Source organism: Trichocoleus sp. FACHB-6 (assembly GCF_014695815.1).
Classification (GTDB): Bacteria; Cyanobacteriota; Cyanobacteriia; order Cyanobacteriales; family FACHB-T130; genus Funiculus; species Funiculus sociatus.
Map to the genome: position 1 here is coordinate 1 of NZ_JACJOY010000122.1, position 22,086 is coordinate 22,086.

At 45.4% G+C, this 22,086-nt stretch carries 25 protein-coding genes and 2 pseudogenes; 12 read left to right on the forward strand and 15 right to left on the reverse strand.

Annotation, left to right across the window (positions count from 1 at the left end):
- Both H6F66_RS28625 and uraD read right to left on the reverse strand, forming a co-directional pair.
- A pseudogene (locus H6F66_RS28625) lies at positions 1 to 116 on the reverse strand (IS5/IS1182 family transposase); the annotation flags it as partial.
- A gap of 197 nt (positions 117 to 313) precedes the next feature.
- Positions 314 to 814, reverse strand: coding sequence for a 2-oxo-4-hydroxy-4-carboxy-5-ureidoimidazoline decarboxylase (uraD, locus tag H6F66_RS24835; RefSeq protein WP_190427120.1), 501 nt, complete (start codon positions 812 to 814; stop codon positions 314 to 316).
- A gap of 245 nt (positions 815 to 1,059) precedes the next feature.
- On the opposite strand from uraD, the gene H6F66_RS24840 reads away from it, so the two are divergent.
- From H6F66_RS24840 to pucL, 3 genes are all read left to right on the forward strand, one after another.
- Positions 1,060 to 1,458 (forward strand): gamma-glutamylcyclotransferase, encoded by a 399-nt coding sequence (locus tag H6F66_RS24840; protein WP_190427133.1) that lies wholly within the window; start codon positions 1,060 to 1,062, stop codon positions 1,456 to 1,458.
- Positions 1,459 to 1,590: 132 nt separating this feature from the next.
- Positions 1,591 to 3,000 (forward strand): dihydropyrimidinase, encoded by a 1,410-nt coding sequence (gene hydA, locus H6F66_RS24845; RefSeq protein ID WP_190427137.1) that lies wholly within the window; start codon positions 1,591 to 1,593, stop codon positions 2,998 to 3,000.
- 187 nt (positions 3,001 to 3,187) lie between these two features.
- Positions 3,188 to 4,114 (forward strand): factor-independent urate hydroxylase, encoded by a 927-nt coding sequence (gene pucL, locus H6F66_RS24850; protein WP_190427141.1) that lies wholly within the window; start codon positions 3,188 to 3,190, stop codon positions 4,112 to 4,114.
- A gap of 230 nt (positions 4,115 to 4,344) precedes the next feature.
- Here the strand turns inward: pucL and H6F66_RS24855 are convergent, their stop codons facing one another.
- The 3 genes from H6F66_RS24855 to ndhC are packed head-to-tail and all read right to left on the reverse strand — an operon-like array spanning position 4,345 to position 5,943.
- Entirely contained in the window at positions 4,345 to 4,824 is a 480-nt protein-coding gene (locus H6F66_RS24855) for an NAD(P)H-quinone oxidoreductase subunit J (protein ID WP_313930754.1), read from the reverse strand.
- A 13-nt stretch (positions 4,825 to 4,837) separates the two neighbouring features.
- The gene (locus H6F66_RS24860) at positions 4,838 to 5,584 is read right to left on the reverse strand and encodes an NADH dehydrogenase subunit K (RefSeq protein WP_199295034.1); all 747 of its coding nucleotides are present in this window, start codon (positions 5,582 to 5,584) and stop codon (positions 4,838 to 4,840) included.
- Positions 5,581 to 5,943, reverse strand: coding sequence for a photosynthetic/respiratory NAD(P)H-quinone oxidoreductase subunit C (gene ndhC / locus H6F66_RS24865; protein ID WP_190427156.1), 363 nt, complete (start codon positions 5,941 to 5,943; stop codon positions 5,581 to 5,583). Before ndhC ends, H6F66_RS24860 begins: the two co-directional genes overlap by 4 nt.
- 266 nt (positions 5,944 to 6,209) lie before the next feature.
- On the opposite strand from ndhC, the gene H6F66_RS24870 reads away from it, so the two are divergent.
- The 6 genes from H6F66_RS24870 (at position 6,210) to H6F66_RS24895 (ending at position 8,727) form a co-directional block, all read left to right on the forward strand.
- Entirely contained in the window at positions 6,210 to 6,542 is a 333-nt protein-coding gene (locus H6F66_RS24870; RefSeq protein WP_190427158.1) for a rubredoxin, read from the forward strand.
- Positions 6,543 to 6,603: 61 nt separating this feature from the next.
- Entirely contained in the window at positions 6,604 to 7,608 is a 1,005-nt protein-coding gene (locus H6F66_RS24875; protein WP_190427161.1) for a photosynthesis system II assembly factor Ycf48, read from the forward strand.
- A gap of 134 nt (positions 7,609 to 7,742) precedes the next feature.
- Entirely contained in the window at positions 7,743 to 7,988 is a 246-nt protein-coding gene (psbE, locus tag H6F66_RS24880) for a cytochrome b559 subunit alpha (RefSeq protein ID WP_190427164.1), read from the forward strand.
- 24 nt (positions 7,989 to 8,012) lie between these two features.
- Positions 8,013 to 8,150, forward strand: coding sequence for a cytochrome b559 subunit beta (gene psbF / locus H6F66_RS24885; RefSeq protein ID WP_190427167.1), 138 nt, complete (start codon positions 8,013 to 8,015; stop codon positions 8,148 to 8,150).
- Positions 8,151 to 8,159: 9 nt separating this feature from the next.
- Positions 8,160 to 8,282, forward strand: coding sequence for a photosystem II reaction center protein L (locus H6F66_RS24890; RefSeq protein WP_190427172.1), 123 nt, complete (start codon positions 8,160 to 8,162; stop codon positions 8,280 to 8,282).
- A 325-nt stretch (positions 8,283 to 8,607) separates the two neighbouring features.
- Positions 8,608 to 8,727: a photosystem II reaction center protein J gene (locus H6F66_RS24895; RefSeq protein ID WP_190427175.1), complete on the forward strand. Its 120-nt coding sequence runs from the start codon at positions 8,608 to 8,610 to the stop codon at positions 8,725 to 8,727.
- A gap of 89 nt (positions 8,728 to 8,816) precedes the next feature.
- On the opposite strand, the gene psaI is transcribed toward H6F66_RS24895, so the two are convergent.
- The 7 genes from psaI to H6F66_RS24930 form a co-directional block, all read right to left on the reverse strand.
- Complete coding sequence (gene psaI / locus H6F66_RS24900) at positions 8,817 to 8,933, reverse strand: photosystem I reaction center subunit VIII (RefSeq protein WP_190427178.1); 117 nt, start codon at positions 8,931 to 8,933, stop codon at positions 8,817 to 8,819.
- Between the two features lie 95 nt (positions 8,934 to 9,028).
- The gene (locus H6F66_RS24905) at positions 9,029 to 11,698 is read right to left on the reverse strand and encodes a hypothetical protein (protein WP_190427181.1); all 2,670 of its coding nucleotides are present in this window, start codon (positions 11,696 to 11,698) and stop codon (positions 9,029 to 9,031) included.
- Positions 11,699 to 11,761: 63 nt separating this feature from the next.
- Positions 11,762 to 13,057, reverse strand: coding sequence for a histidine--tRNA ligase (hisS, locus tag H6F66_RS24910; RefSeq protein ID WP_190427184.1), 1,296 nt, complete (start codon positions 13,055 to 13,057; stop codon positions 11,762 to 11,764).
- A 69-nt stretch (positions 13,058 to 13,126) separates the two neighbouring features.
- Positions 13,127 to 13,390 (reverse strand): hypothetical protein, encoded by a 264-nt coding sequence (locus H6F66_RS24915; RefSeq protein WP_190427187.1) that lies wholly within the window; start codon positions 13,388 to 13,390, stop codon positions 13,127 to 13,129.
- A 31-nt stretch (positions 13,391 to 13,421) separates the two neighbouring features.
- Positions 13,422 to 14,351: a hypothetical protein gene (locus H6F66_RS24920; protein WP_190427189.1), complete on the reverse strand. Its 930-nt coding sequence runs from the start codon at positions 14,349 to 14,351 to the stop codon at positions 13,422 to 13,424.
- Between the two features lie 277 nt (positions 14,352 to 14,628).
- On the reverse strand, positions 14,629 to 15,405 hold the full coding sequence (locus H6F66_RS24925) for an RNA polymerase sigma factor SigF (protein ID WP_190427192.1): 777 nt from the start codon (positions 15,403 to 15,405) through the stop codon (positions 14,629 to 14,631).
- 426 nt (positions 15,406 to 15,831) lie between these two features.
- Complete coding sequence (locus H6F66_RS24930) at positions 15,832 to 16,671, reverse strand: photosystem II manganese-stabilizing polypeptide (RefSeq protein WP_190427194.1); 840 nt, start codon at positions 16,669 to 16,671, stop codon at positions 15,832 to 15,834.
- 312 nt (positions 16,672 to 16,983) lie between these two features.
- Here H6F66_RS24930 and H6F66_RS24935 point away from each other — a divergent pair, with 312 nt between their 5' ends.
- From H6F66_RS24935 to H6F66_RS24945, 3 genes are all read left to right on the forward strand, one after another.
- The gene (locus H6F66_RS24935; protein WP_242019075.1) at positions 16,984 to 17,364 is read left to right on the forward strand and encodes a hypothetical protein; all 381 of its coding nucleotides are present in this window, start codon (positions 16,984 to 16,986) and stop codon (positions 17,362 to 17,364) included.
- Between the two features lie 114 nt (positions 17,365 to 17,478).
- Entirely contained in the window at positions 17,479 to 18,924 is a 1,446-nt protein-coding gene (locus H6F66_RS24940) for a phosphoglucomutase/phosphomannomutase family protein (protein WP_190427197.1), read from the forward strand.
- Positions 18,925 to 19,084: 160 nt separating this feature from the next.
- Positions 19,085 to 19,288 (forward strand): hypothetical protein, encoded by a 204-nt coding sequence (locus H6F66_RS24945; protein WP_190427200.1) that lies wholly within the window; start codon positions 19,085 to 19,087, stop codon positions 19,286 to 19,288.
- A 129-nt stretch (positions 19,289 to 19,417) separates the two neighbouring features.
- Here the strand turns inward: H6F66_RS24945 and H6F66_RS24950 are convergent, their stop codons facing one another.
- The 3 genes and pseudogenes from H6F66_RS24950 to H6F66_RS24960 all read right to left on the reverse strand — a co-directional run bounded on the left by H6F66_RS24950 (position 19,418) and on the right by H6F66_RS24960 (position 21,925).
- The gene (locus H6F66_RS24950) at positions 19,418 to 20,758 is read right to left on the reverse strand and encodes a serine/threonine-protein kinase (RefSeq protein ID WP_190427204.1); all 1,341 of its coding nucleotides are present in this window, start codon (positions 20,756 to 20,758) and stop codon (positions 19,418 to 19,420) included.
- Between the two features lie 86 nt (positions 20,759 to 20,844).
- Positions 20,845 to 21,241: pseudogene (locus H6F66_RS29575) on the reverse strand (retroviral-like aspartic protease family protein).
- Positions 21,242 to 21,415: 174 nt separating this feature from the next.
- Positions 21,416 to 21,925 carry an O-acetyl-ADP-ribose deacetylase gene (locus tag H6F66_RS24960; protein ID WP_190427209.1) on the reverse strand — a complete coding sequence of 170 codons (510 nt, stop codon included), beginning with the start codon at positions 21,923 to 21,925 and terminating at the stop codon, positions 21,416 to 21,418.
- Positions 21,926 to 22,086 lie beyond the last annotated feature (161 nt).

The following is a 22,086-nucleotide window of genomic DNA, read 5'->3' on the forward strand; positions in this document are numbered from 1 at the left end:
ACCACTGCTTGCATATCTACGGTGCGCGGACGACCTCCCGGTTTAGCTTTGGGAATCAAGCTGGATAACAGTTCCCATTGTTCTTGGGTCAAGTTACTCGGATACGATGATGTTATGGCTCTCAAAATGCTGTCTGATAATTTGCTATTGACAGGTTATCGTTTTGAGAGCTTTCCTGGCTTCTCAGACATCCTCTAAGTTCGTGGGTTGTAAGTAAGCTTCGATGTTAGGTAAATCCATTTTAAAACGAACCGCAAAGACAAGAGAGAAGTGGAAAAGAAGAAAGAAGCAGTCGAGAGAGAAGTATTCGTTTTTAAGTTATACGGATTTCTAGGAGGCGGAACCTGGCTATCTGATTAATTTCGGATAGGGAAAGCTTTAATTCTTCTTCTAGGGTGTTTTTTAGCCGAGTGTCGAAGGCTTTGAGAATGCTTTCTTTAGTGTGATTTTTAACGGCGATGATGAAGGGAAAATCAAATTTATCTTTGTATGCTTGGTTAAGAAAGTGAAAGCGATCACACTCCGCAGAGGTAAGCTGATCTAATCCTGCCGCCGCCTGTTCTTGAACGGAGGATGCGCTCATTTTCACCTTAGTTGCTAAGTCGGGATGAGCGCGAATTAAGGCAAGTTGTTTATCTAAACTAGCTTCTTGAACCACTTTTATCATAGTTTGATGCAATGATGTAACATTGGCAAAAGGTCGCTTCATCCACGTCTTTTGCGCTACCCAAGGCGAATCCTCAAAAACCCACCCCAAAGCATCTACAAAAGCTTCGTGACTCATTTGGTTCAGTTCAGACAGCTTATACTTCATCCTTCCATGCCGCCCACAAGTGCGGACTTTTAACCTTTAAAGTTACACATTGCTTTATTACCCGTTAGCCAGCGCTAAAATTCAGTAACAATCGTTACGGTATTTTTTTATTTTTTATGGAAATTTATACATAATTATGAATGGGAAATTAAAATTTTAATTTTTAGGTATATTTTTATGCAAGCTGTAGCAAAATTTAGTTTTGCCTAACATAGAGTATTTAGAACTATAAGGAGCGATACAGGATGGAAAGTAAATCAGAGTCAAAGCATTTTTTTATTTGTGGTTCTGCCTTACGAGGGCAGCCGGATCACAAGAATCTGCAATCGGCACAATTTATTAAAGAGGCAGTTACTCGTCCCAATTATCGAATGCACTCTGTCGAGAATGGTTGGCATCCAGGTATCTATGAAGTTGCATCGGGAGGTATTGCTATTCCAGGTGAAGTTTACGAGTTGACTGCTGAACAATATGAATATTTACTGTCTACAGAACCGCCTAATTTATATCCTAAAAACGTAGTTTTAGAAGATGGACAGGAAGTTACAGCTATGCTTTACCCGCGTGAATTGGTAGAAAAATATCAATGGACTGATATTTCTCATTTTGGAGGTTGGGCAGCTTATAAAAAAGTTTCTACTTAAGCTGTGCAAATACCCCAACCCAGTTCAAAAAGTAAGGTTATTTCGTTTTCCAGCCATTGTATACAACGTCTCTACATCTCTGGGTTCTCGGTGCCTAGAGTAGTTTCTTTTATCACATTTTAATCGGCAAAAATGACAGACGTACTAATAACTGGCGGACGAATTGTTACAGCAGTCGATGACTATGTAGGAGATATTCTAATTCGCGATGGAAAAATTGAAGCGATCGCTCGAAAATTAGAAGTACCATCAGCCCAAAAATATCAAGCTTCAGGATTACTTGTATTGCCTGGTGGTGTTGACGTTCACACGCACATGGAGTCCCGTCAAGGCATTGCCGAAACTTGCGATACGTATGAGTCAGGAACGCGATCCGCTGCCTTTGGTGGCACGACTACTATTATCGATTATGCTCAACAAAGCAAAGGAGAAAGCGCAATATTTGCACTTGATAATCGTCTAGCATTGGCAGAACCGCAAGTTTGTGTAGATTATAGTTTTCACCTGATTTTGACAGATATTAACCCAGAAGTTTTAAAAGAACTACCCGATTTAATTAATTACGATGGGGTATCTAGCTTTAAAATGTTCATGGCTTATCCAGACATTTTAATGGTAGATGATGCCTCTATATTTAAAACGATGCGGGCGGTAGGTTCTCATGGCGGAATGGTGAATTTACACGCAGAAAATGGTAGCGTAATTCAAGTATTAATTGAAGAAGCATTGGCTCAAGGAAATACTTCTCCAAAATATCATGCTTTAACAAGACCAACAATTATGGAGGCAGAAGCTACTCACAGAGCAATTCGGATTGCAGAGTTGGCGGAAATCCCTGTATATATCGTTCATCTGTCAGCAAAAGAAGCATTAGATGTAGTAGTTGAGGCACGCGATCGCGGTATTTATGCCTTTGCAGAAACTTGTCCTCATTACCTTTTCTTAAACATTGAGGAGTATGACAAACCAGGTTTTGAAGCGGCTAAATATGTGATGACCCCACCGTTACGAGAACATCACTGTCAACAGGCATTGTGGCGGGGGTTAAAGTTTGACGATCTCCAGATAGTTGCTACCGATCATTGTCCATTTTGTTTTAAAGAAAATTCCTCTGGTTGGCACCGTTCCAAACAAGTTGGAAAAGAGGATTTCTCTAAAATTCCTAATGGTGCGCCTGGGGTAGAATTGCGGTTGACTTTACTATATGATGGCGGTGTTAGAACGGGTAAAATTTCGCTGAATAGGTTTGTACAGTTAACTGCAACTGCTCCCGCTAAAATGTTTGGATTGTTTCCTAAAAAAGGAACAATTGCTGTGGGAAGCGATGCCGATATAGTTTTATTTGACCCAAATAAAGAACATATTTTGAGTGCGGAAACTCATCATTCTAACGTAGACTACAGCTTATTTGAAGGTCGCTTTATTACTGGGAAAGTAGAGAAAGTTTTCTTACGCGGGGAGTTGATTGTAGATGGTGATCGCTGGCTGGGCAACAAAGGTAAAGGTCAGTTTCAAAAACGTTCCGCTTCCGGCACTTTCTAAAAAAATGCGTATATAGAAATACTGGCGAATATAATTCGAGCCTTGTACAGAGTTTCGCCAACGTAACGAGAGACTAATAATGTGATTGTAAGTTTCCTTGAATAATGCAATCCTAAAATTTATAAAAATAGCTAATAACAAGGTTTCCTCAATACAAAACCCAAAATAGTAGGACAAGGAGCAAGGCGTGAGCGCAGAAATTAGCTATGGTAAAGGAAATATTACCCTGTACCGCACATATGCAAAACCGATGTTGGGTTTGACAGAAATTCCAGAATCAGAGTTTAGTGGTAGAGAAAACATCCTGTTTGCGGTTGATGTTGATGTTGAGGTATTCGGTAACAATTTTATCGCCGCCTACACTGAGGGAATCAATACAGATGTGGTGGCTACTGACACCATGAAAAACTTTGTTTTGAAGAAAGCGATCGCATTCGATGGCTCAACCTTAGAAGGTTTTATAAATTTCCTGGGACAGGAGTTTTTAAATACTTATCCCCAAATGCGATCGCTGCGAGTTACAGGTAGAGAACAACCATTTGCTGCGGCACGTTTACCTCACCCCAATGGGGGAAATACCAATAGCGAAGTTTTATTCAGCCGTTCGCGCAATGACTATGCAGTTACAGTGCTGGATTTTGAGCGTGAGGGAAATGCTACAAAAATCGTCGCTCATAGTTGTGGAAGAGTAGGATTTCAGCTAATCAAAGTTACTGGTAGCTTGTTTGCCAACTTTGCTCGCGATGAGTATACCACGCTACCGGAAATGAGCGATCGCCCTTTATTTATTTATCTCGATGTTTACTGGAAATACGCTGATGTAGAGAATGCGATCGCATCTGATTTATCACATTACATCCCTGCTGAACAAGTGCGCGATTTCGTGCAAGTTGTCTTTCATGAATTTGTCAGCAAATCAATCCAACATCTCGTTTATGAGATGGGTGTGCGCCTACTACAACGCTTCCCGCAAATGGCAGAAGTTTCCTTTGCAGCTGAAAATCGACTTTGGGACACCGCATTTGTATCAGATGCAGATTCTAAAATAAAAGTGTACTGCGATCCGCGACCTCCCTATGGAATGATTAAATTAACCCTAAACCGGGATGACTAAATAGTTATAAGTTATGAGTTTTGAGTTAATCACAAGTTCCCTGGACTTATCTCATAGGTCGTAAGTTGCGTTTCGTTCCCAAGGCACAAGCTACTAGCTAAAATTCAAACAAAATCGATTGTGAGGACAATTTATTTTGTAGCAAAAGCTATCTAAAAAAAATAAGCACCCACTTACAACAAGTGAGTGCTTTCACGCAAAATTTCCTGATTAAGGGCAATGCTTCTTAATCAAAAAGCATCCTGCAACTCGTAGAAATCAGGCGAAATATAATCCTTCCGCAAAGGGTAGCCTACCCAATCTTCCGGCATCAAAAGCCGCTTCAAGTTCGGGTGTCCTTCGTAGACAATACCGAACATATCGTAGGATTCCCGCTCTTGCCAATCTGCTGTCTTCCAAATCCAGTACAGCGAAGGCACTCTAGCGTCATCTCGCGGCAAAAACACCTTCAGACGCACTTCTTCCGGTCGGTCAGCATTGTCACTCAGCTTAATCAGATGATAGAAGCTGACCAAATCCTCACCCGGCCCTGCATCATAGCCACCTTGACATTGCAAGTAATTAAACCCATAAGCATAGAGGGCTGTGGCGATAGGAATCAAAAAGTCCCGGTCAACTTTTATGATCTCAACGCCTTGATGATCTTGCTCTAGAGCCTCATGCTCAAAGTCATTTTCCGTCAACCACCCAGAAATCTTACTGGCTACGATTTGGGATTCTGCTTCAGCCACGACCTTCCTCCTGTTTTTGAGCCGTCAACAGGGCTGGGGATACAGGCATACCCATAGCTGCTGCCAACTCCGGTGGTGGGCTTTGGCGAGTGCCTGACTGTAGATATTTCCCTGTCAGGATGGGGTCTACACCTTTGAGTTTGTGGGTGGTGCTGTAGTAGCGATGCGTTTGCTTCATTTGATCGCGTTCCTGAATCGAATCATTAGCGATTTTCTTCCGGAGTTTAATGATCGCATCCATGATTGCTTCTGGACGTGGTGGACATCCAGGCAGGTATACATCCACAGGAATCAACTTATCCACTCCGCGCACCGCTGTCGGGGAGTCAGCACTGAACATCCCGCCAGTGATTGTGCAAGCTCCCATCGCAATCACATACTTGGGGTCTGGCATCTGTTCGTAAAGACGTACCAAAGCAGGTGCCATCTTCATAGTGATGGTTCCAGCAGTAATGATTAAATCTGCTTGTCTGGGGCTGGAACGGGGAACCAGTCCAAATCGGTCAAAGTCAAACCGCGAACCAATCATCGCCGCAACTTCAATGAAGCAGCAGGCGGTGCCAAACAACAAAGGCCATACGCTGGAAAGCCGCGCCCAGTTGTACAGGTCATCAACTGTGGTCAGGATGACGTTTTCCGAAAGCTCTTGAGTGACCTTGGGCCGCTCAATTGGACTAAGAATGCGTTCTTTCTGCTGCTGTTCTAGGGCAGCATATTCATTTGCCTGGTTAGATTTCATGACCATTCCAAAGCTCCTTTGCGCCAAGCGTAAACAAGAGCAACCACAAGAATTGCAATAAAGATCAGGGCTTCTATGAAAGCCAAAACTCCTAAGCGATGGAAGGCAACAGCCCACGGAAACAAGAAAACAGTTTCAACATCAAAAATCACGAAGACAAGCGCAAACATATAGTAGCGGATGTTGAACTGAATCCAAGCTCCCCCAATCGGCTCCATCCCAGATTCATAGGTGGTGCGTCGCTCTGGACTACTACCGCTGGGGCGCAGAAGCTTAGCAGCAGACAGTGCTAGAAAAGGCACCAAGCTGCAAGCCAGTAGGAATCCTAAAAAATACTCATACCCACTAAGGACAAACACGATAGTTAACTACCACTCAGATGAAACAACGCGAGTTATTACTTCTTTACATATACATTATAGAGTGACTACCTTTACCACGTGACGCTGGCGGCTTTCGAGAGCGATTACGTATAGCACACATAAGTCGAACTAAACAAATTTTATATCTAGCGATCGCCCTTTCCGCCCAGAGCCAGAACTAGAAAATGTTAAGGAAGTCCTACACTTATGGCATAATTTTTAACATAGATTTTAAGGTTGGCTTCTCAACTACTTTCTGAGCTATGAGCGATCAAGCCGTTGATGCCATCATGGATCGCCACGAATGTCGCGCCTGTGGCTATGTTTATGAGCCACTTAAGGGCGATAGTAAGGGTGATATCCCCGCAGGAACATCGTTTGAAGAATTACCGCTCTCTTGGCGCTGTCCCGTCTGTGGAGTGCGGAAAACGCAGTTTCAAAATATTGGCGTTGCAGGTGCGCCGTCTGGATTTAAGGAAAATCTAGGTTTCGGTCTGGGGGTAAACACTTTAACCCCAGGACAGAAGAATCTGCTCATTTTTGGTGCCTTGGCTTTAGGTTTTTTGTTTTTTCTGAGTCTTTACAGTTTGCATTAAAACGAAACTCGGCTCTTGATACCTGCCGTAGGTCAGATTCTATCCACCAGTGCTGGACGTTATGAACTTTTTTGTGAGAACACTGAAACAAATTGTAATATTGCTGGTAGTCGCCCTGTTTTGTGCCAGTTGTAGTAGCGTCCCTTCGGTGAGCAACAACCCTTGGCAAGTCATTGAGCTGCCAACAACAGCTAATATTCAGGATATTGCCTTTACCGACGACCGCGATCGCGGCTGGCTTGTGGGCAGTGACTCTACAATTTTGGAAACAACCGATGGCGGCAAAACCTGGGAGCCTCGGAACTTGTCCCTTGGCGATCAGAAATACCGCTTTACAGGTGTGAGTTTTGCTGGTTCGGAGGGTTGGATTACAGGAGAACCTGCTATCTTACTGCACACCACCGATGGCGGAAAATCTTGGACGCGCATCTCACTGAGTAACAAATTACCGGGCGCACCCAACACAATTTTGGCACTAGGGCCCAACTCTGCTGAGATGACCACCAACGTAGGCGCAATTTATCGCACTCAAGACGCTGGACAAAACTGGAAAGCGATGGTGCAAGAAGCAGTGGGCGTTGTCCGCAACATCTCCCGCTCTGAAGATGGTAAATATGTAGCAGTGTCAGCAAAAGGGAACTTCTACTCAACTTGGGAACCAGGTCAGGAAGCGTGGGTATCCCACAACCGCAATAGTTCCCGACGTGTTGAAAATATGGGTTTTGCACAAGATGGTCGGTTGTGGATGGTCGCACGGGGCGGTCAGCTGCAATTTAGCGACCCTGAAAAGCACGATGAGTGGCAAGAGGCACAATATCCAGAGATATCTACGAGTTGGGGTTTACTCGATTTGGCATATCGCACACCAGAGGAAATTTGGGTGACGGGGGGAAGTGGCAATTTACTCCGCAGTCCAGATGGTGGTAAAACCTGGGAAAAAGATCGCGAGATGGAGAATATACCCTCGAATTTGTACAAAATTAAATTTGTAACGCCCGATCGAGGATTTATTATTGGTCAGCGTGGTGTTTTGCTGAAATACGAGGGTTCATCGTCTGCGGCTTGAAGAGAGCATCGTCGCCGTCAGGTGGTAGTAATAAGCAGAAAATAAGCTGCTTGCAACTATTTTCTTGCTTGTCATCTACCGAATTTCGTATCATATAAACAAAGCTTTAAACTGTTGTCAGAGGAGGAATCTGAATGGCTGGTACTACTGGAGAGCGTCCGTTTGGTGACATTATTACGAGCGTACGTTACTGGGTGATTCACAGCATCACCATACCAGCATTGTTTATTGCTGGTTGGCTATTTGTTCAAACTGGATTGGCATACGATGCGTTTGGAACACCCCGCCCCAATGAGTATTTCACTCCAAATCGGACGGAAGTGCCAATTGTACAAGATCGTGTTGAACCAAAAGATCAAATAGACCAATTTATCAAGTAAGTAGTTTAAAAGTAGTGGCAAATCATGACTAGCAATACTCCAGCAAATCAACCAGTTTCTTATCCGATTTTTACCGTTAGATGGCTTGCTGTCCACACTCTGGCTGTGCCTACAGTCTTTTTCTTGGGCGCGATCGCTTCCATGCAATTTATTCAACGATAGGAGAAACCGATGCCGGATCGTCTTCCCAATCCTAATAATCAGCCAGTTGAGTTAAACAGAACTTCTCTGTTCTTAGGATTGCTACTTGTCTTCGTTTTGGGAATTTTGTTTTCCAGTTATTTCTTTAACTAAAATCGCAGAATTCCGCTATACCAGCTAGGTATAGCGGATCTTCGGGATAAGCGAAAACCAAGCGGTGTAACAACAGAAATTGTGCCTGCGGGAGGCGGGTGTCTGCCAGGGTACTACGCAAGTAGTACGGGAGTCAGTGCTAGGGAAACCTAAGCAAAACCTCCGGACGCTGTGTAAAACCACACTATACATTCGTATAGGGAGGCAACGGCGAGTGAAACTGGAAGCTTCTGTCATAGTGCGAAAGCCCTATAACAGTGAGTGCTTCGCCTAACTGGGTTTGATTAAATAAAGCTAGTTCGAGTTTAATTAGGAGGAAAAAGCTGTGTCTGGAAGTGGAAGAATCCCATTGTGGATTGTAGCGACAGTCGCTGGTTTAGGTATTATCGCCGTATTAGGTACTTTCTTCTATGGTGCCTATGCTGGTTTAGGCTCCTCTTTGTAAGCATAAACAAAGAAGGATGTAGAAGCTTCTACATCCTTTATAAAAACCGCCCGTCCTAACCGGAAGGGCGGTTTTTTAATTTGTAGCTATTAAATTCCAGTTGGGTCTTCATGTTCAATGTAAAGAAAGAGGAAAGCCATTGCTATAGCTGGGAAGACCAAGCCAGTTAGAGGGACCAAAATTGAAGGTAAGAATGAAGCTGCCATCGCTAAATTTCCTATTGTTATGAAACAATTCTTCTAATCGAATCTACAGTGAATTTGGCGCAAAGATCCGAATTATAAAAATTTTTAACAACTAATCAATCCCCAAACTCATCCAGCGACCAGTTGGGCAAGTCAGGGGGAATGACAGTACGGTCAAGTGTCACTTTATGGCTCTCTCTTTGGGTATAAGTATCTACTGTAACCGCTTCAAATCGGATGGACATACTCCCAAACGGCACAGTTAACTGAGTCATTGTTTCCAAGACACCAAAGGCATTGGGCGAAAAATCTACAAGCCAACGAGGGCCATCCAGCAGCGATCGCGTTTGTCGATCGTGAACCCACAGCTTGACATAGATGCGGCTCAACTCAGAGTTTAATTTCACGCGGAGCAAGAGCAGTTGCCCTGCAATCAGTTCGCCTTCTGGCAACACCAACTCAGGCGCTGGCACAGGCTCCTCGTCTAGCGCTGATGCCTGCGGTTGGGGATAATGGCTAGGAGGGAAAGGGAATATGCGATCGCTTCTGCCCAGAGGCTCCTCAAAGGGGTCATCGTCCACAACAATCTCTTGATCTGCCCAATTTCCACCGAAATTTGCTGTCGAGAACGTATTGGTAGGGTTCTGAGTAATAGTCAGGGGACTTTCTGCCGCCACTTCAGAGTTACTGGGTGCGTCGCTGGAAATAGCGGCATCTTCTTCGTCAAATTCTGGTAGCGGGGGTTGTTGATCTAGCAGTTGAGCCACTAACTCCCAATCTGTAGACATACTCTCTGGCGGGGCTTGAGAATCGCTTTCCGACGACAGTTGTATTGCCGCCGTTTCAGTTTCGTCAACCACACCAGTAATTTCACTACCTTCCTGGGTCACGTCTGGTGCAGACAATGATTCTGTTAACTCTGGCTCAGTTGCAGGCAACTCTTCCTCAGGTTGTAGCAATTGAGCCAATTCCTCATCGTTTGCCAGGTCGTTTAACCGGGACAAGAAACGGTCTTTCAGCTTCAGAGTAGCAAAGGCGGTGTCCACAGTTGATGTGGGATCGCTATCTTCAGCAGGATTATCTGGTTCTGGAGTGTCAGAAGGTTCTTCGATACCTACATCCTCATTAGCCGTTGTATCAGCATCTTCGCTGTCATCTTCAACGGATGGTATCTCTGGACGCTGCCAGCTATCAGCTAAGTTATTCAACAAATTATCAACTAACTGCTCCACATCCGATGGAGCCTGCTCTTGAGCAGTGTTCTCCTCCGTGGGAGGTTCAATCTCTCTAGAGGAAGATGAATCGATTATTGCCTCTTGTACCTCTGTAACAGGAGCAGAGCCTGAAATTAGAGGGAGTTTGAGGGTTTTATTAACTGGATTGGCAGGATCGGGGCGATAAATTTTGGGTGGTAGAGATCCCAACGGCGGGGGTGGAGGAGTAACGGATGTTTTGCCCTCGCTATCGGTTGCATCTGTATCAGAAGCGATCGCAGGCAGTTTGGGAGCTTTAAGTGCTGCCTCCTTTGCCGGGTCGCTTCGGGTAATTTGCGGAGGTAAAGGCTGACTTGGTAACGGTTCTAGGCGTAGGGGCTGATTCTCTTTCGGTTGTTGCACCAAATCCAGAAAAGATGAATCTAGAGGTGGTGTCTCTGCCAAAAGAGATCCTAACGGCGGGTTCAATAAATTTTCAGCTTCTCTATCGTTAGCGATCGCGCCCAGTAAATCTTCTAAATCTGCTGTTACAGTAAATGATTGAGTCGCCAAGACTGTCTGCGTCTCGTCTATTAACGTGACTTCTCCCAAAATTAACCGAGTTTTGCACTCTTCGGGCAGCTCAAGATTACACCTAAAGGCAAAGCTTGAGACCTGTTCGGGTAGCGGTTGCTCTACATCTACCAGAATTTTTGAGTTTTGCGGATCGCGCATTTCCACTCTCAGCGTTCCACCCTGGACACACTTCTGAGAACTGGAAGTGTCCAAAACCTCAACTTCCCCAGAAAAAATAATCGGCTCTCCCCGACGCGCCACAAAATTTTCCTGGTCGAGAATCAGTCTTAGAAACGTTTCAGGAATTGCCTCTACTTGCGGTTGGGTAATATCTGTTGCAATATCTGGTGAATCAATAGCACTCTGAAACTCAGGCAATTCCTCTCTTGGCAGCTCTGAGTCTAGGGTAAACAACCGCTGCGGCGGCGCAGAAGGTATCGGCTCAAACGCTTGCCAGAGTGGATCGACAACTTGGTGTAAAATTTCGTCTACCATCTGTAGCGAGTGTTCCATAAGGTCGCTGACAGGCATTGACGCCGCCTTCCACCTTTGTGACTCAGCCTCCGTTGGAGGTTGAGACGTTTCCGGCATCTCTGCTGAATGGGGATGAAAAATTTCCGGCGAAATATCTTCTTCAGCTGAATCGCTATCTGTGGAAGTTTCTGCGGCTTGTGGTAAAACCTGAAACTTAATCGTTTGCTGCCAAGTATTGCCCAGGAAATCGGACATGATATCCCCAGAGCAACGCAAATCCCATATCCCCGGCTTAAAGTAGGTAAACGGAATGACCACCATTAACCCTTGGGCATTGGTGCGACGCGATCGCTTCTGAGAGCGCCGCCTGGGGGGAACTTCCTCGGTGCTGTCATGCGTGATGCGAATTTCCACAGCAGTGTTTGGTCGGTTTGAGTGAGCAACCACCCGATAACGACCTTCTAAGATTTCCAAACTTGGCTTCTTTAGAGAGAGCCAAGAGCGATCGCCTTCTTTTTGGAGCAGAAATTCCCAGTATTCCATCGGCGGCTAGGAAAAATTTTGAATTTTGAGTTATAAGTTATGAATTAATTTAAAACTCATAATTCATAACTTATAACTCCCTGCGGTATCCAACTGGCGACGCAGTTCGTCTGTTTTAGCCAATAATTCCACTTGAGCGATCGCATTTTGCTCTTTGGTTGCCATCCACTTGAGCTTGACGGTTTGGTTTGCTGCCTCCTCATCCCCTAAAATTAAGCAAGCAACGGCACCGCTCTTATCTGCTCTGGCGAACTGCTTTTTAAACGCACTGCCACTCAAATCTAATTCCACACTAAACCCAATTCTTCGCAGTTGCGTAGCCAGTTTAAGTGCTTGACTCTCTGCTGCTTCCCCCCGTGAAACTACGTAGAAATCCAGCGTTTTTGCTGGTGGCTGTTGCAGCTGTTGTAGCAAGATAATCAAGCGCTCCAAACCCATCGCCCAACCCACCGCAGGCGTACTTGGCCCGCCCAATTCTGCTACTAGCCCATCATAGCGACCGCCGCCACAGACAGTCGCCTGCGCTCCTAAGTCGTCGGAGACAATTTCAAAGGCCAGATGAGTATAATAATCCAAACCGCGCACCAGACGCGGATTTAGTTCGTAAGCGATTCCCAAATCAGTCAGCCTTGCTTTTACTTGCTCAAAGTAACGGCGTGACTCTGTACCCAGATAATTTACAATGCTGGGGGCATCTTCAACAATTGCCTGCGTCCGCTTATCCTTGCTATCCAAAATTCGTAAGGGATTGCGCTCCAAACGCACCTGGGAGTCTGGATCTAACTCTTCTTTATAGGGAGTCAGATAGTCCACCAGTGCTTGTCGATAACTCTGTCGATCCTCTGGGGAACCCACGGAGTTAATGTAGAGGTGCAGATTTTTTAGTCCGAGGGTTTGCAGGATGTCGGTAGCGATCGCAATCAACTCCGCATCCGCCCTGGAGTCAGCACTACCTAACACTTCTACGCCCAGTTGGTGAAATTGCCGCTGTCGCCCCGCCTGGGGAGCTTCGTAACGAAACATCGGCCCCATATACCAAAGGCGCTGAATCCCACCTTTTACATCAAGATGGTTTTCAATGTAAGAGCGCACCACACCCGCTGTACCTTCAGGACGTAGAGTGATGGAATAAGGGTTTTCCCCCCGGCTGTTGAAGGTGTACATTTCCTTCCCCACCACATCTGTAGCTTCGCCAATTCCCCGCTCAAATAGTGCAGTCAGCTCAAAAATCGGAGTACGAATTTCTTGATAAGCGGCTACGTTAAGAATGTCTCGCGCTACCGATTCTACCCATTGCCAATAGCCAACTTCTTCGGGCAGAATGTCCCGCGTTCCCCGTAAAGCTTGAATGATGCCCATGAATTTTTGTTAGCTTTTGCCAGATTGCCAAAAAGCCCCCACCGAATATTACGGTGGAAAGATTTCCTACTAGGGGCTGTAGCGCTGACTATAATACTCTAAAATCCGGTCTACTTGTTGCCGACTAGCTGGATTGGCATCTTGTACATATTGAATCCACAAGCCCCCAACCTGGCTTTGATGGTAGTCAAACTGCTGCGAATTTTGGGGAATCAGATCCGCTTCCACTCCTTCCACCTGCCGCAAATGGGCAGCTAATTCCCGATAAACTGCCAAGGGCAACCTAGGCAAGCTTATTTCAATTCGCAGCGGTTCTCCTCCAGTAGTCTGCACTCTTTAAACTCCCTACAACAAGTAATCGTATCTAGGCTTGAGGAGAACCAGGAGCAGCAGCCGTAGGTGCGCCAGCAGGATTCGCCTCTGGTTTTTCTCCAATTCGTCTGGCAACCTCTCTGCCATATTGCTCTAAAATCACAATCGGACTGCCACCATTATTCACTTCAATCCGCTTAACTAACACCTGCCCATTAGATAAACGTTGCCCAACTCCTACGTAGCGGCTCGGCTCATTCGGCACTTTTACAATTGCTTGAGGTTGGGTACCTACTTGCACTACTCCTGTAACTTCTACATTTCTCGCCAGAGTTGGTTCTGGTAGCGGTGGCAGTTTTGGCAGCAGGGGAGCAGGGGGAACCGTATTTGTTCTAGCAATAGGAGCTGAATTTGGTGCGGTTCTAGGTGCCTGATTTCTCGGTATTGTTGTTCTAACCTGGGGAGGACGCGGCGGTGTATACCTTGTGCGTGGAACTGCTCTACCACCGTTGCTACCACCGTTGCTTGCTCTTACTCTGGGATTGCGTACTTGGGGCAGAGGGGGCGGCACTGGGATGGAACGCTGCGGTGCTACACCCGGAGCCGGAGAAACTGGAATCGGAGGCGGAGGAACCGAACCAGGCTCTGGAGGCACCACAGTCACTTGTGGGTTCAGGGGAACATTCTCAAAGGGGTCTTGTCTACCTTTAGGAATATTACGCGATCGCACATCCGAGTTTGTGGATGGAATCAAGCCAGGAACTCCCGGAACGTTCGCTGTTTGTTGAGGAACAGTTGGCGCATTAAACGGCTTTGCCCCTGGGGGTGCCTGTGCTATTGGTGAAGTAGTCGGAACCGCCGCCGGATCAGCCGCCGGAGAAACAACAGGACTAGGAGCTATAGCAGTATCCTCTGCTGGCGCACAGCCAGCCCCTACCAGAGCCAGTATTCCGACAAACGCAATCCATGAATGTTGACGCATTTTGCAGTTCCCAAATCCCTTAATAGCATCCGCCACAAGAGATTTTCTGTTCAAATTTCTTTGAGGCGGGTTATACCTTTAATAGATGGATGCGATCGCACCCCTCTATTACAAGTTTAAAATATATAGATGAAAGCGTAACATTTGTGTTACTTTATTCAATTTTTAGTTTTTTGTCCGTTGCCCGTTGACGAAAAGAAGGTTAGAAGGGGGGAAGGTTCTCACACCTTGCCAATGTTTCAACTTAACTCCTCTTCCCTTCCCAAGAACTTCTTGGTTAATTCTCCGGCCCTACCATTAGCTTTTTGAGCGAGTCTAATCCTTTTTTAACACGCCTGGAGACAGTCACCACACTGATGTCTAAGCGTTCTGCGACCTCTTTTTGCGTTAAATCGTGTAAAAAAACGAATTCTAGAATTTCACGAGTGCGCTTTTCTAGTTGCACCAGAGCCAATTGTAGGCGAATTTGGTCTTCTTGCGCTAACTGAAAACTGCGATATTGGGGGTCTGGTACAAGTTCGCCTAAGCAAGTCGAACCTTCCTCAGCATCTCCTACTGGTAAATCTAAACTTAGCAATTCTCGGTTTTGAAACGCTAACTGGATTTCCTGCCATTCTGAAGCAGAAATTTCCAGCGCCGCTGCCACTTCTGAATGGGTAGGTGGTCGGTTGTATTTCTGTTGAAACTCCCGCGTTACAGAGGCTGCCTGATACCGCAGAGTCTGCCAGCGCCGAGGTAGGCGGAACGAGCAGCCTTTATCTCGTAGATAGTGCTGAATTTCGCCGCGAATGTAGGGGATGGCGAAGGAACTGAAGGCGTGTCCCTTGGACAGGTCAAAGCGTTCAATAGCTCGAATTAATCCTAAACAGCCAACCTGAAGCAAGTCATCATAGTTCTCAGTACACTGATTAACCCAGTGATGTGCTTCTTTTCTCACCAGTCCAAAATTCAGTTTTACCAGATGATTCCGGACAGCATCTGTACGATTGTGCTGATACTCTCGTAACAGTTGCAAGCTCTCCAGTTTTATTTCGGGAGTGACGTTGGTATACATAAAGAAGTTCGCTTGGTAGATTGTCCCCAGTAGAGACGCTAATTTTGGTTTTATTCTGCTTTTTAAGTAGATGCTGTGATTTAAAACATAGACGCTGGAGGATAGAGCTATTAAGTAGGCTCCGGGGAACTGCCCTTCAGAAAAGTAAAACTAATCAAGCATTTTTGGTAAATTTTCCTAATTACCTGCTTTTTCAGGCTTGATCATAAGTTTATTCTTTTTGGCCAGTTAATTACAATAGCATTTTCACGGAGAAATGATTTTCTACCGAAAACAGGCACTGTCAGTGTGTAGTTAAAAGCTTTAAATGAGTAAACCTTATAAGTCCTCACTTTTAACTTTTGACTTCTAAGGCATAAAAAAAGGGGCTGGTGAAGCCCCTTTTCCCGATCCGCTAAATTAAGCAATCAGTGCTAAATAGCAGATTTAAGCCTGATCAGGTGCAACCCGCGCATAAAAAATGCCACGAATTTTAACTTCTTTAACTTCGCCAGCTCCTAGATCCGTATCAGAAGGCTGTTCGCTTTCAAAGGTTCCGGCAATTTCACCAGTGACGTTATCCACCTTGGCGACTTGCAGGGAAATGCTACCCTTCAAGGTGTCTACACGCTTGACATTAGCACGAGTCAGTTCCTGAGAATCGGATTGGGCTGGGAGTCCTACTGCATTATCATAGCCACTGGCTACACCGCGACCTTTAGGATCGAGGAAAGTTGCCCCCCGATAGGAGGGAACGTTAAACTCGCCCTCAAAGTCGGTCGAGGTGTTAATGCTGTCCATTCCCGGCTGACTTCTGGCAACCAGGTTTTTAATTGTGAACAGGAAGGGTACTCGTTCGCCACCAGGCAGCTGAACAGTTGTGGCTTGGAAGTCGAGACCATCCTCTTCAACTAAGCTTAGACGGTTATTTTCATCAACTTTCAGTTCACCTAGCACCTGGTCGATGCTAGATGTATACCGTGTCAACAACTTGCCTGGAACGAATTGGGCGGCTTGCCGTTTGTTGGCAGATTCTTCTTTGACAAAGAAGCTGGTCGGCTGTAAGCACAGGTTAGTAACTTTATATGTCTGGCTAGGATCGATGGGAATGGAACTGCGAGTCGTTTCAGAGAGTTGAGGGCAGCTATTTGCTAGACCCGTGCCTCGAATCTGGTCGTAGGTGAGTGGAGTTGGAGTGGAAGTCGCGTTGGCTGGACCTTCACTACAAGCAGTTAGTACCCCCAAGCACAATGCCAGGAAGGCAACAATGAAAGCGCGATACCTCATGGTCAACCTCAATATCTAATTTAGGAATCCCTACCAGTAAAATCTGGGGTGGGGTTTAAGTGACAGGGGACAAAAGTGAAATTCTTAATTTTGCTCGGAATCGTTCGGCTTAGAATCTCTAAAGTGAATTTTACAAGGCTTTGTGTTGCCTTTATCCTGAAGCTGCGGGTAAATTATTTCAATCCCTTTATTTCCATCCCTAATAGGGATTTAGACCCATGCCGTGCTTACACACCACACCAATTTACCAATAGGTCGATTGTGCAGCGATCGCTCTAGTTAAGGAAACACTCCGTTAAAGTTGAAAACAGCATGGACAGACAAATCACCCGCATGAACAGTAACAAAGATGTTGAGTCGGGGCTTTTTGGGTCAGAATTGGAAGCGATCGCTATTTCTGTTCGGTCTTTGGCAAAGACTTGTCAGAAAGATACTTTGGCTTTGTTGGCAATGCTTCGCACGTTAGAGGATTTGCACCGCGAGATTCGGGAAGGTGTATTTCAGACTTCTTTACCGGATAATCGTCAAGCTCTATACAATCTGTTGAAAGATATGGAAGAAGCTGGTGGCTGGCCTTACATTGAGCGGATGAGGCTGCGATCGCTTCTCGAACATCTGTCAGCTTCAAATGGCAATTCCCCAACTGTCAAGCACGAGTCAGGCTCTCAAGAGGACGATGGCGGTAGTCCTTAGTTTGTAAGCGTTGGTTAGGGAGGGTTTTAACTTGACAACTCTTAAGTGACCAATGACTAATGACTCCACAAATGTTAAGATCCGACCGTTATCACTGCAACACCCCCTGCTTTTATGCCGCTTGCTGTTAATCCCATTAAATTTGGTACAGATGGCTGGCGAGGTATCATCGCCGCAGATTTCACCTTCGAGCGTTTAACGCTTGTGGCACCGTTGGCGGCACAAGTCCTGGCAGATGTCTATGGTGAGGCGACAAGTCGGCGCACGATTATTGTGGGCTACGATCGGCGCTTTATGTCGGAAACTTTTGCTTTTGAGACGGCTCTTGCAGTGCAAGCTGCGGGATTTGATGTGCTGTTGAGCGATAGTTATGCCCCAACACCAGCATTTAGCTGGGCGGCTTATCAACGAAAGGCTCTAGGGGCTTTGGTGATTACGGCAAGTCATAATCCAGGCCCCTATTCGGGGTTAAAAGTCAAGGGAGCATTTGGGGGTTCGGTTCCCCCAGAAATTACGCAAAAGATAGAAGCGCTGTTGGCTAAGGAATCGTCGCCAGTCAAAGGAAAGCCTGGAAGTTTGGAGAGGTTCGACCCGTGGTCTAATTATTGTGAAGCGCTACGGGCTAAAGTGGATATTGGCTGCATTCAGGATGCGATCGCCCAAAAGAAACTCAGTGTTTTTGCTGATGTGATGCACGGGGCGGCGGCATCCGGACTGGAACAACTGCTGGCGATGCCAATTGAGGAAATTAATAGTTCTCGCGATCCTTTATTTGGTGGAAGTGCGCCGGAACCTTTACCGCGTTATCTTTCCCAGATGTTCCGGCAGATGCGGACTTACCGCCGCCGCAGTGGTGAGGGGTTAGCAGTAGGATTTGTGTTTGATGGAGATAGCGATCGCATTGCTGCTGTCGATGGGCAAGGAAATTTTCTCAGTTCCCAAATACTCATCCCGATTTTAATTGAACACATGGCATCGCGGCGGGGACTGACGGGGGAAGTTGTAAAAACAGTCAGCGGTTCCGATTTGTTTCCCCGCGTAGCGTCTCTGTACAATCTGCCAGTCTATGAGACACCGATAGGCTATAAGTACATCGCCGACCGGATGTTATTAACTAAGGTGTTAGTAGGCGGTGAAGAGTCTGGAGGCATTGGCTACGGTAATCATATCCCAGAGCGGGATGGGCTGCTGTCAGCACTGTATTTGTTGGAAGCGATCGCCCAGTCGGGTCTAGACTTAAGCGAACTTTACCAACGCTTGCAGGAAAAAACAAGTTTTACCTCAGCTTACGATCGCATTGACTTACCTTTAGCGAGTATGGACGTGCGATCGCGTTTACTCGAACAACTGCAAAAATCGCCTTTAACTGAAATTGCTGGTCAGTCAGTAACAGACTGTCTGACAATTGATGGTTATAAGTTCCGTTTAGCCAATGACAGTTGGTTGATGATTCGCTTTAGCGGTACGGAACCCGTTTTGCGACTGTACTGCGAAGCACCAACTCTCAAGCAGGTTTATCAGACCTTAGACTGGGCAAAAAATTGGGCTAATTCAGTTTGATAGCAACGGTAAAGAAAGCGATCGCTCAAGACGCTGGAAATTTTCACAGATATCCGTACAATTTTTAGAAGGAGAATTTAAGTAGACGTTTTCGCTTTGCAAGTGACAAAGCCTGAATCAGTCTGCGTAGCATCAAAGAGTATGAGAGGGAGCAAACACAATGGAAGTTACAGTGAACTGTGCTGAAGCCTGCGTTAACGGCTGCATTTTGGGTGACAAATGCCCTAATAAGGAAAATGCAGCATCTGCGTCAAACTTCATCAAAGAGACTTCTTTAGATAGAATGCTAGAAATTGCTGACGAAGCGCGAAGAAAAAAAGCGATGCAGCCTCCCCAATGGGTGATTCCTGACTTTCCTGAATAAAAATTTTAGCTTTACAGTTAACCCCGATTGTAGCTAACTAAATTGTATTAGATAGCAATCCTGTTTAAGTTGTGATTCCAATTAGGCAGACACTCTGTTCCTACGGCTTTCACAAATTATTTAGGAATGCTATAGTTGAGCGCCTTTTTCTAACTTATTTAATTCGTCATCAGCAATTTGATACCAATCAATTCGGAAACGTGCATCTTCTGGCTTAGTTGTCAAAGTACGTTGCTTTAATTCTGGATACTTCTGATAAAAAATTTCATCAACTTGACGAATAAAAACCGTTTCGGAAATCTTCAAAGCTTGGCGACGCTTAGTTATTTCAGCTACAAAATCCTGCTCTTTTTTACTTAGCGAACCATCGGCAGGTAATGGCGAAGATATTGCTGGAGGAAAGGACGATAAACGGGATTTTATTAAACTCCAAGCCCCGACCCCGACTGCCAAAATCAGACTTGCACTAATTCCTGTTTTCCAAAGTTTTAACCAAGTCAGCTTGTGAATTGGGTTAGGAATGGAAACACTGGGACTTTTACTTTTGTGAGTGATAGTTGTTGGAGGAATTGGATAGGCGGGGCTACCTACAACGTTCATAGTAGGAACTTGAGAAAAAAGGGGATTTCCAGACGGGAGGGCTTGGAGAACTTCTCTAGCTGACTGATAGCGATCGCCCGGATAATAAGCTAACATTTTATCCAAAATCATCGCTAACATAGGACTAACCCTCGCCTCTTGTCGCCACCGCCAAGTTGCCTGAAAACTATCGAAAAGCTTCTGGGGATCTTTGCCGGTTAGCAACACTAAAACAGTAACTGCCAAAGCGTACAAATCGCTACAAGGAAAAGCATTTCCTTGGCGAATTTGTTCCTCTGGTGCGTAACCTTCCTTACCCAACCGAGTAGCGGGCATCTGTCCGGTAAACTGGGAGGCAGCATTTACTGCTACTTGCTTAACGCCACCAAAGTCAATTAAAACTGGCAACTTATCCGAACTCCTCTGAATCAAGTTATCAGGGGATATATCTCGATGCACCACCCCTAGCGAATGGATGTAGTCTAATACTGGTAGAATTTGCCGCAGTAGTTGAATTACTTGGGCCTCGTCAAACGGCTTCCCTGCTTTTAACAAATCGCAGTAGGTTTGCCCCTCTACATACTCTTGCACCAAAAATAGAGATTCCGTACCGCCAAGATTGACTCGGATCAATTCTCGGAAACGAGGAATCTGCGGGTGTTGCAGCTGGTAAAGAACCCCAGCTTCCCGCATAAATAACTCTTCAGCTTTTTGTAATTCCTTGCTGCCTTGAACTTGTGGTAAAAATTCTTTAAGTACGCAATGCTCACTGTACCGATTGGTATCTTCTACAAGATAGGTACGTCCAAAGCCACCTTGCCCTAATTCTCGCACGACACAATAGCGGTTTTCTAGAACTGACCCGACGGGAAGAGGTGCGTCGATAGGCATAGTCAATTTACAGTAAGCAGCATTTTAAGCGTATTTTAACTATACGTGGATGCGATCGCTCTCATCTTACACCTATTAATTAATTGCTATACTCGCAACACTGGATAGTCAGGATGTGCTGGATTCGGAACTTGGCGCTGATTCTTACAATCTACACGTAAATCTAACGTCTCCAATACAGTCTGACCTATCAAGACTTGATTCCCTGTCACCATTGTTGCTTCAATAGTCTCACGACCTTCTATGACAATGATTACAGGTTCCGTCAATCCTATCGTTTCTTTACCATCAGCATATTTAGCTACCTGTTGACTCCTAATCCTTAAACCAAGGTGCTGCAATATCCATAGGTAGCACAGTGCGTGTAGTGCCAGTATCTACAAGTGCTTGTCTTTCATACACATGCAACAAATTTGGGTTAAGCCGCCCGCGACTTACTAACGCTTCATCAATCGTATTTGTTAGCTTTACCTGCACTATCACTTACCCTATACTTTCCCTAACCGTCTTATTAGAACTACTGAGATTTGCATTATCTGTGTTTTCTCCTGTTTTATTAACTACGTGTAATCAATCAACAATTAGCCAAGTAAAATAATTACTTTAATAGTAAGCGAGCGCTTGTAGCGAGGGGATGCGATCCCACTTCTAAATATATTAACTATCTAGAATTTCTTGGATAGCAACCAAATAGCAATCGTAAACTGTCTGCCCAAAGCAACTGAAGATTATTTTCTCGACCGAGGTATTTTTCTGCAAAAAACGCGCAACTTCAGTGACAGCAATTCTAGATGCTAGATTGGTGGGGAAACCAAACGTTCCCGTGCTGATTGCCGGAAAAGCAATTGTGCGGATAGAGTATTGTTCTGCTAAGTTTAAGCAGTTTCGATAGCATTGAGCCAATATATCGCCCTCGCCATGATTGCCCCCCTGCCAGACTGGTCCGACTGTATGAATAACCCAACGTGCTAGAAGGTTATAACCATTAGTAATTTTGGCTTCACCTTTGCGACAGCCATTTAGTTGAAGACATTCTTCTCGAAGTTCTGGCCCAGCCGCACAGTGAATCGCATAATCTACACCACCGCCACCCGAAAAGGATCGATCGGTAGCGTTGACGATCGCATCTACCTTTTGTTGAATAATGTCACCTGCGATTACCGCGATCCGATCTGCCCTTTTCCATGCTCCTACTGCGAGTAGCTCCTGTAGCTGAGAGGATGTTTGAAAAGTGGTGAGGGGTTAAATATTATGCCAACCGCCTGACCATGATACGGATCATTGCCAGATAAATAAAAGTCTCCGATGTTTCTGGCAATAACTCATAA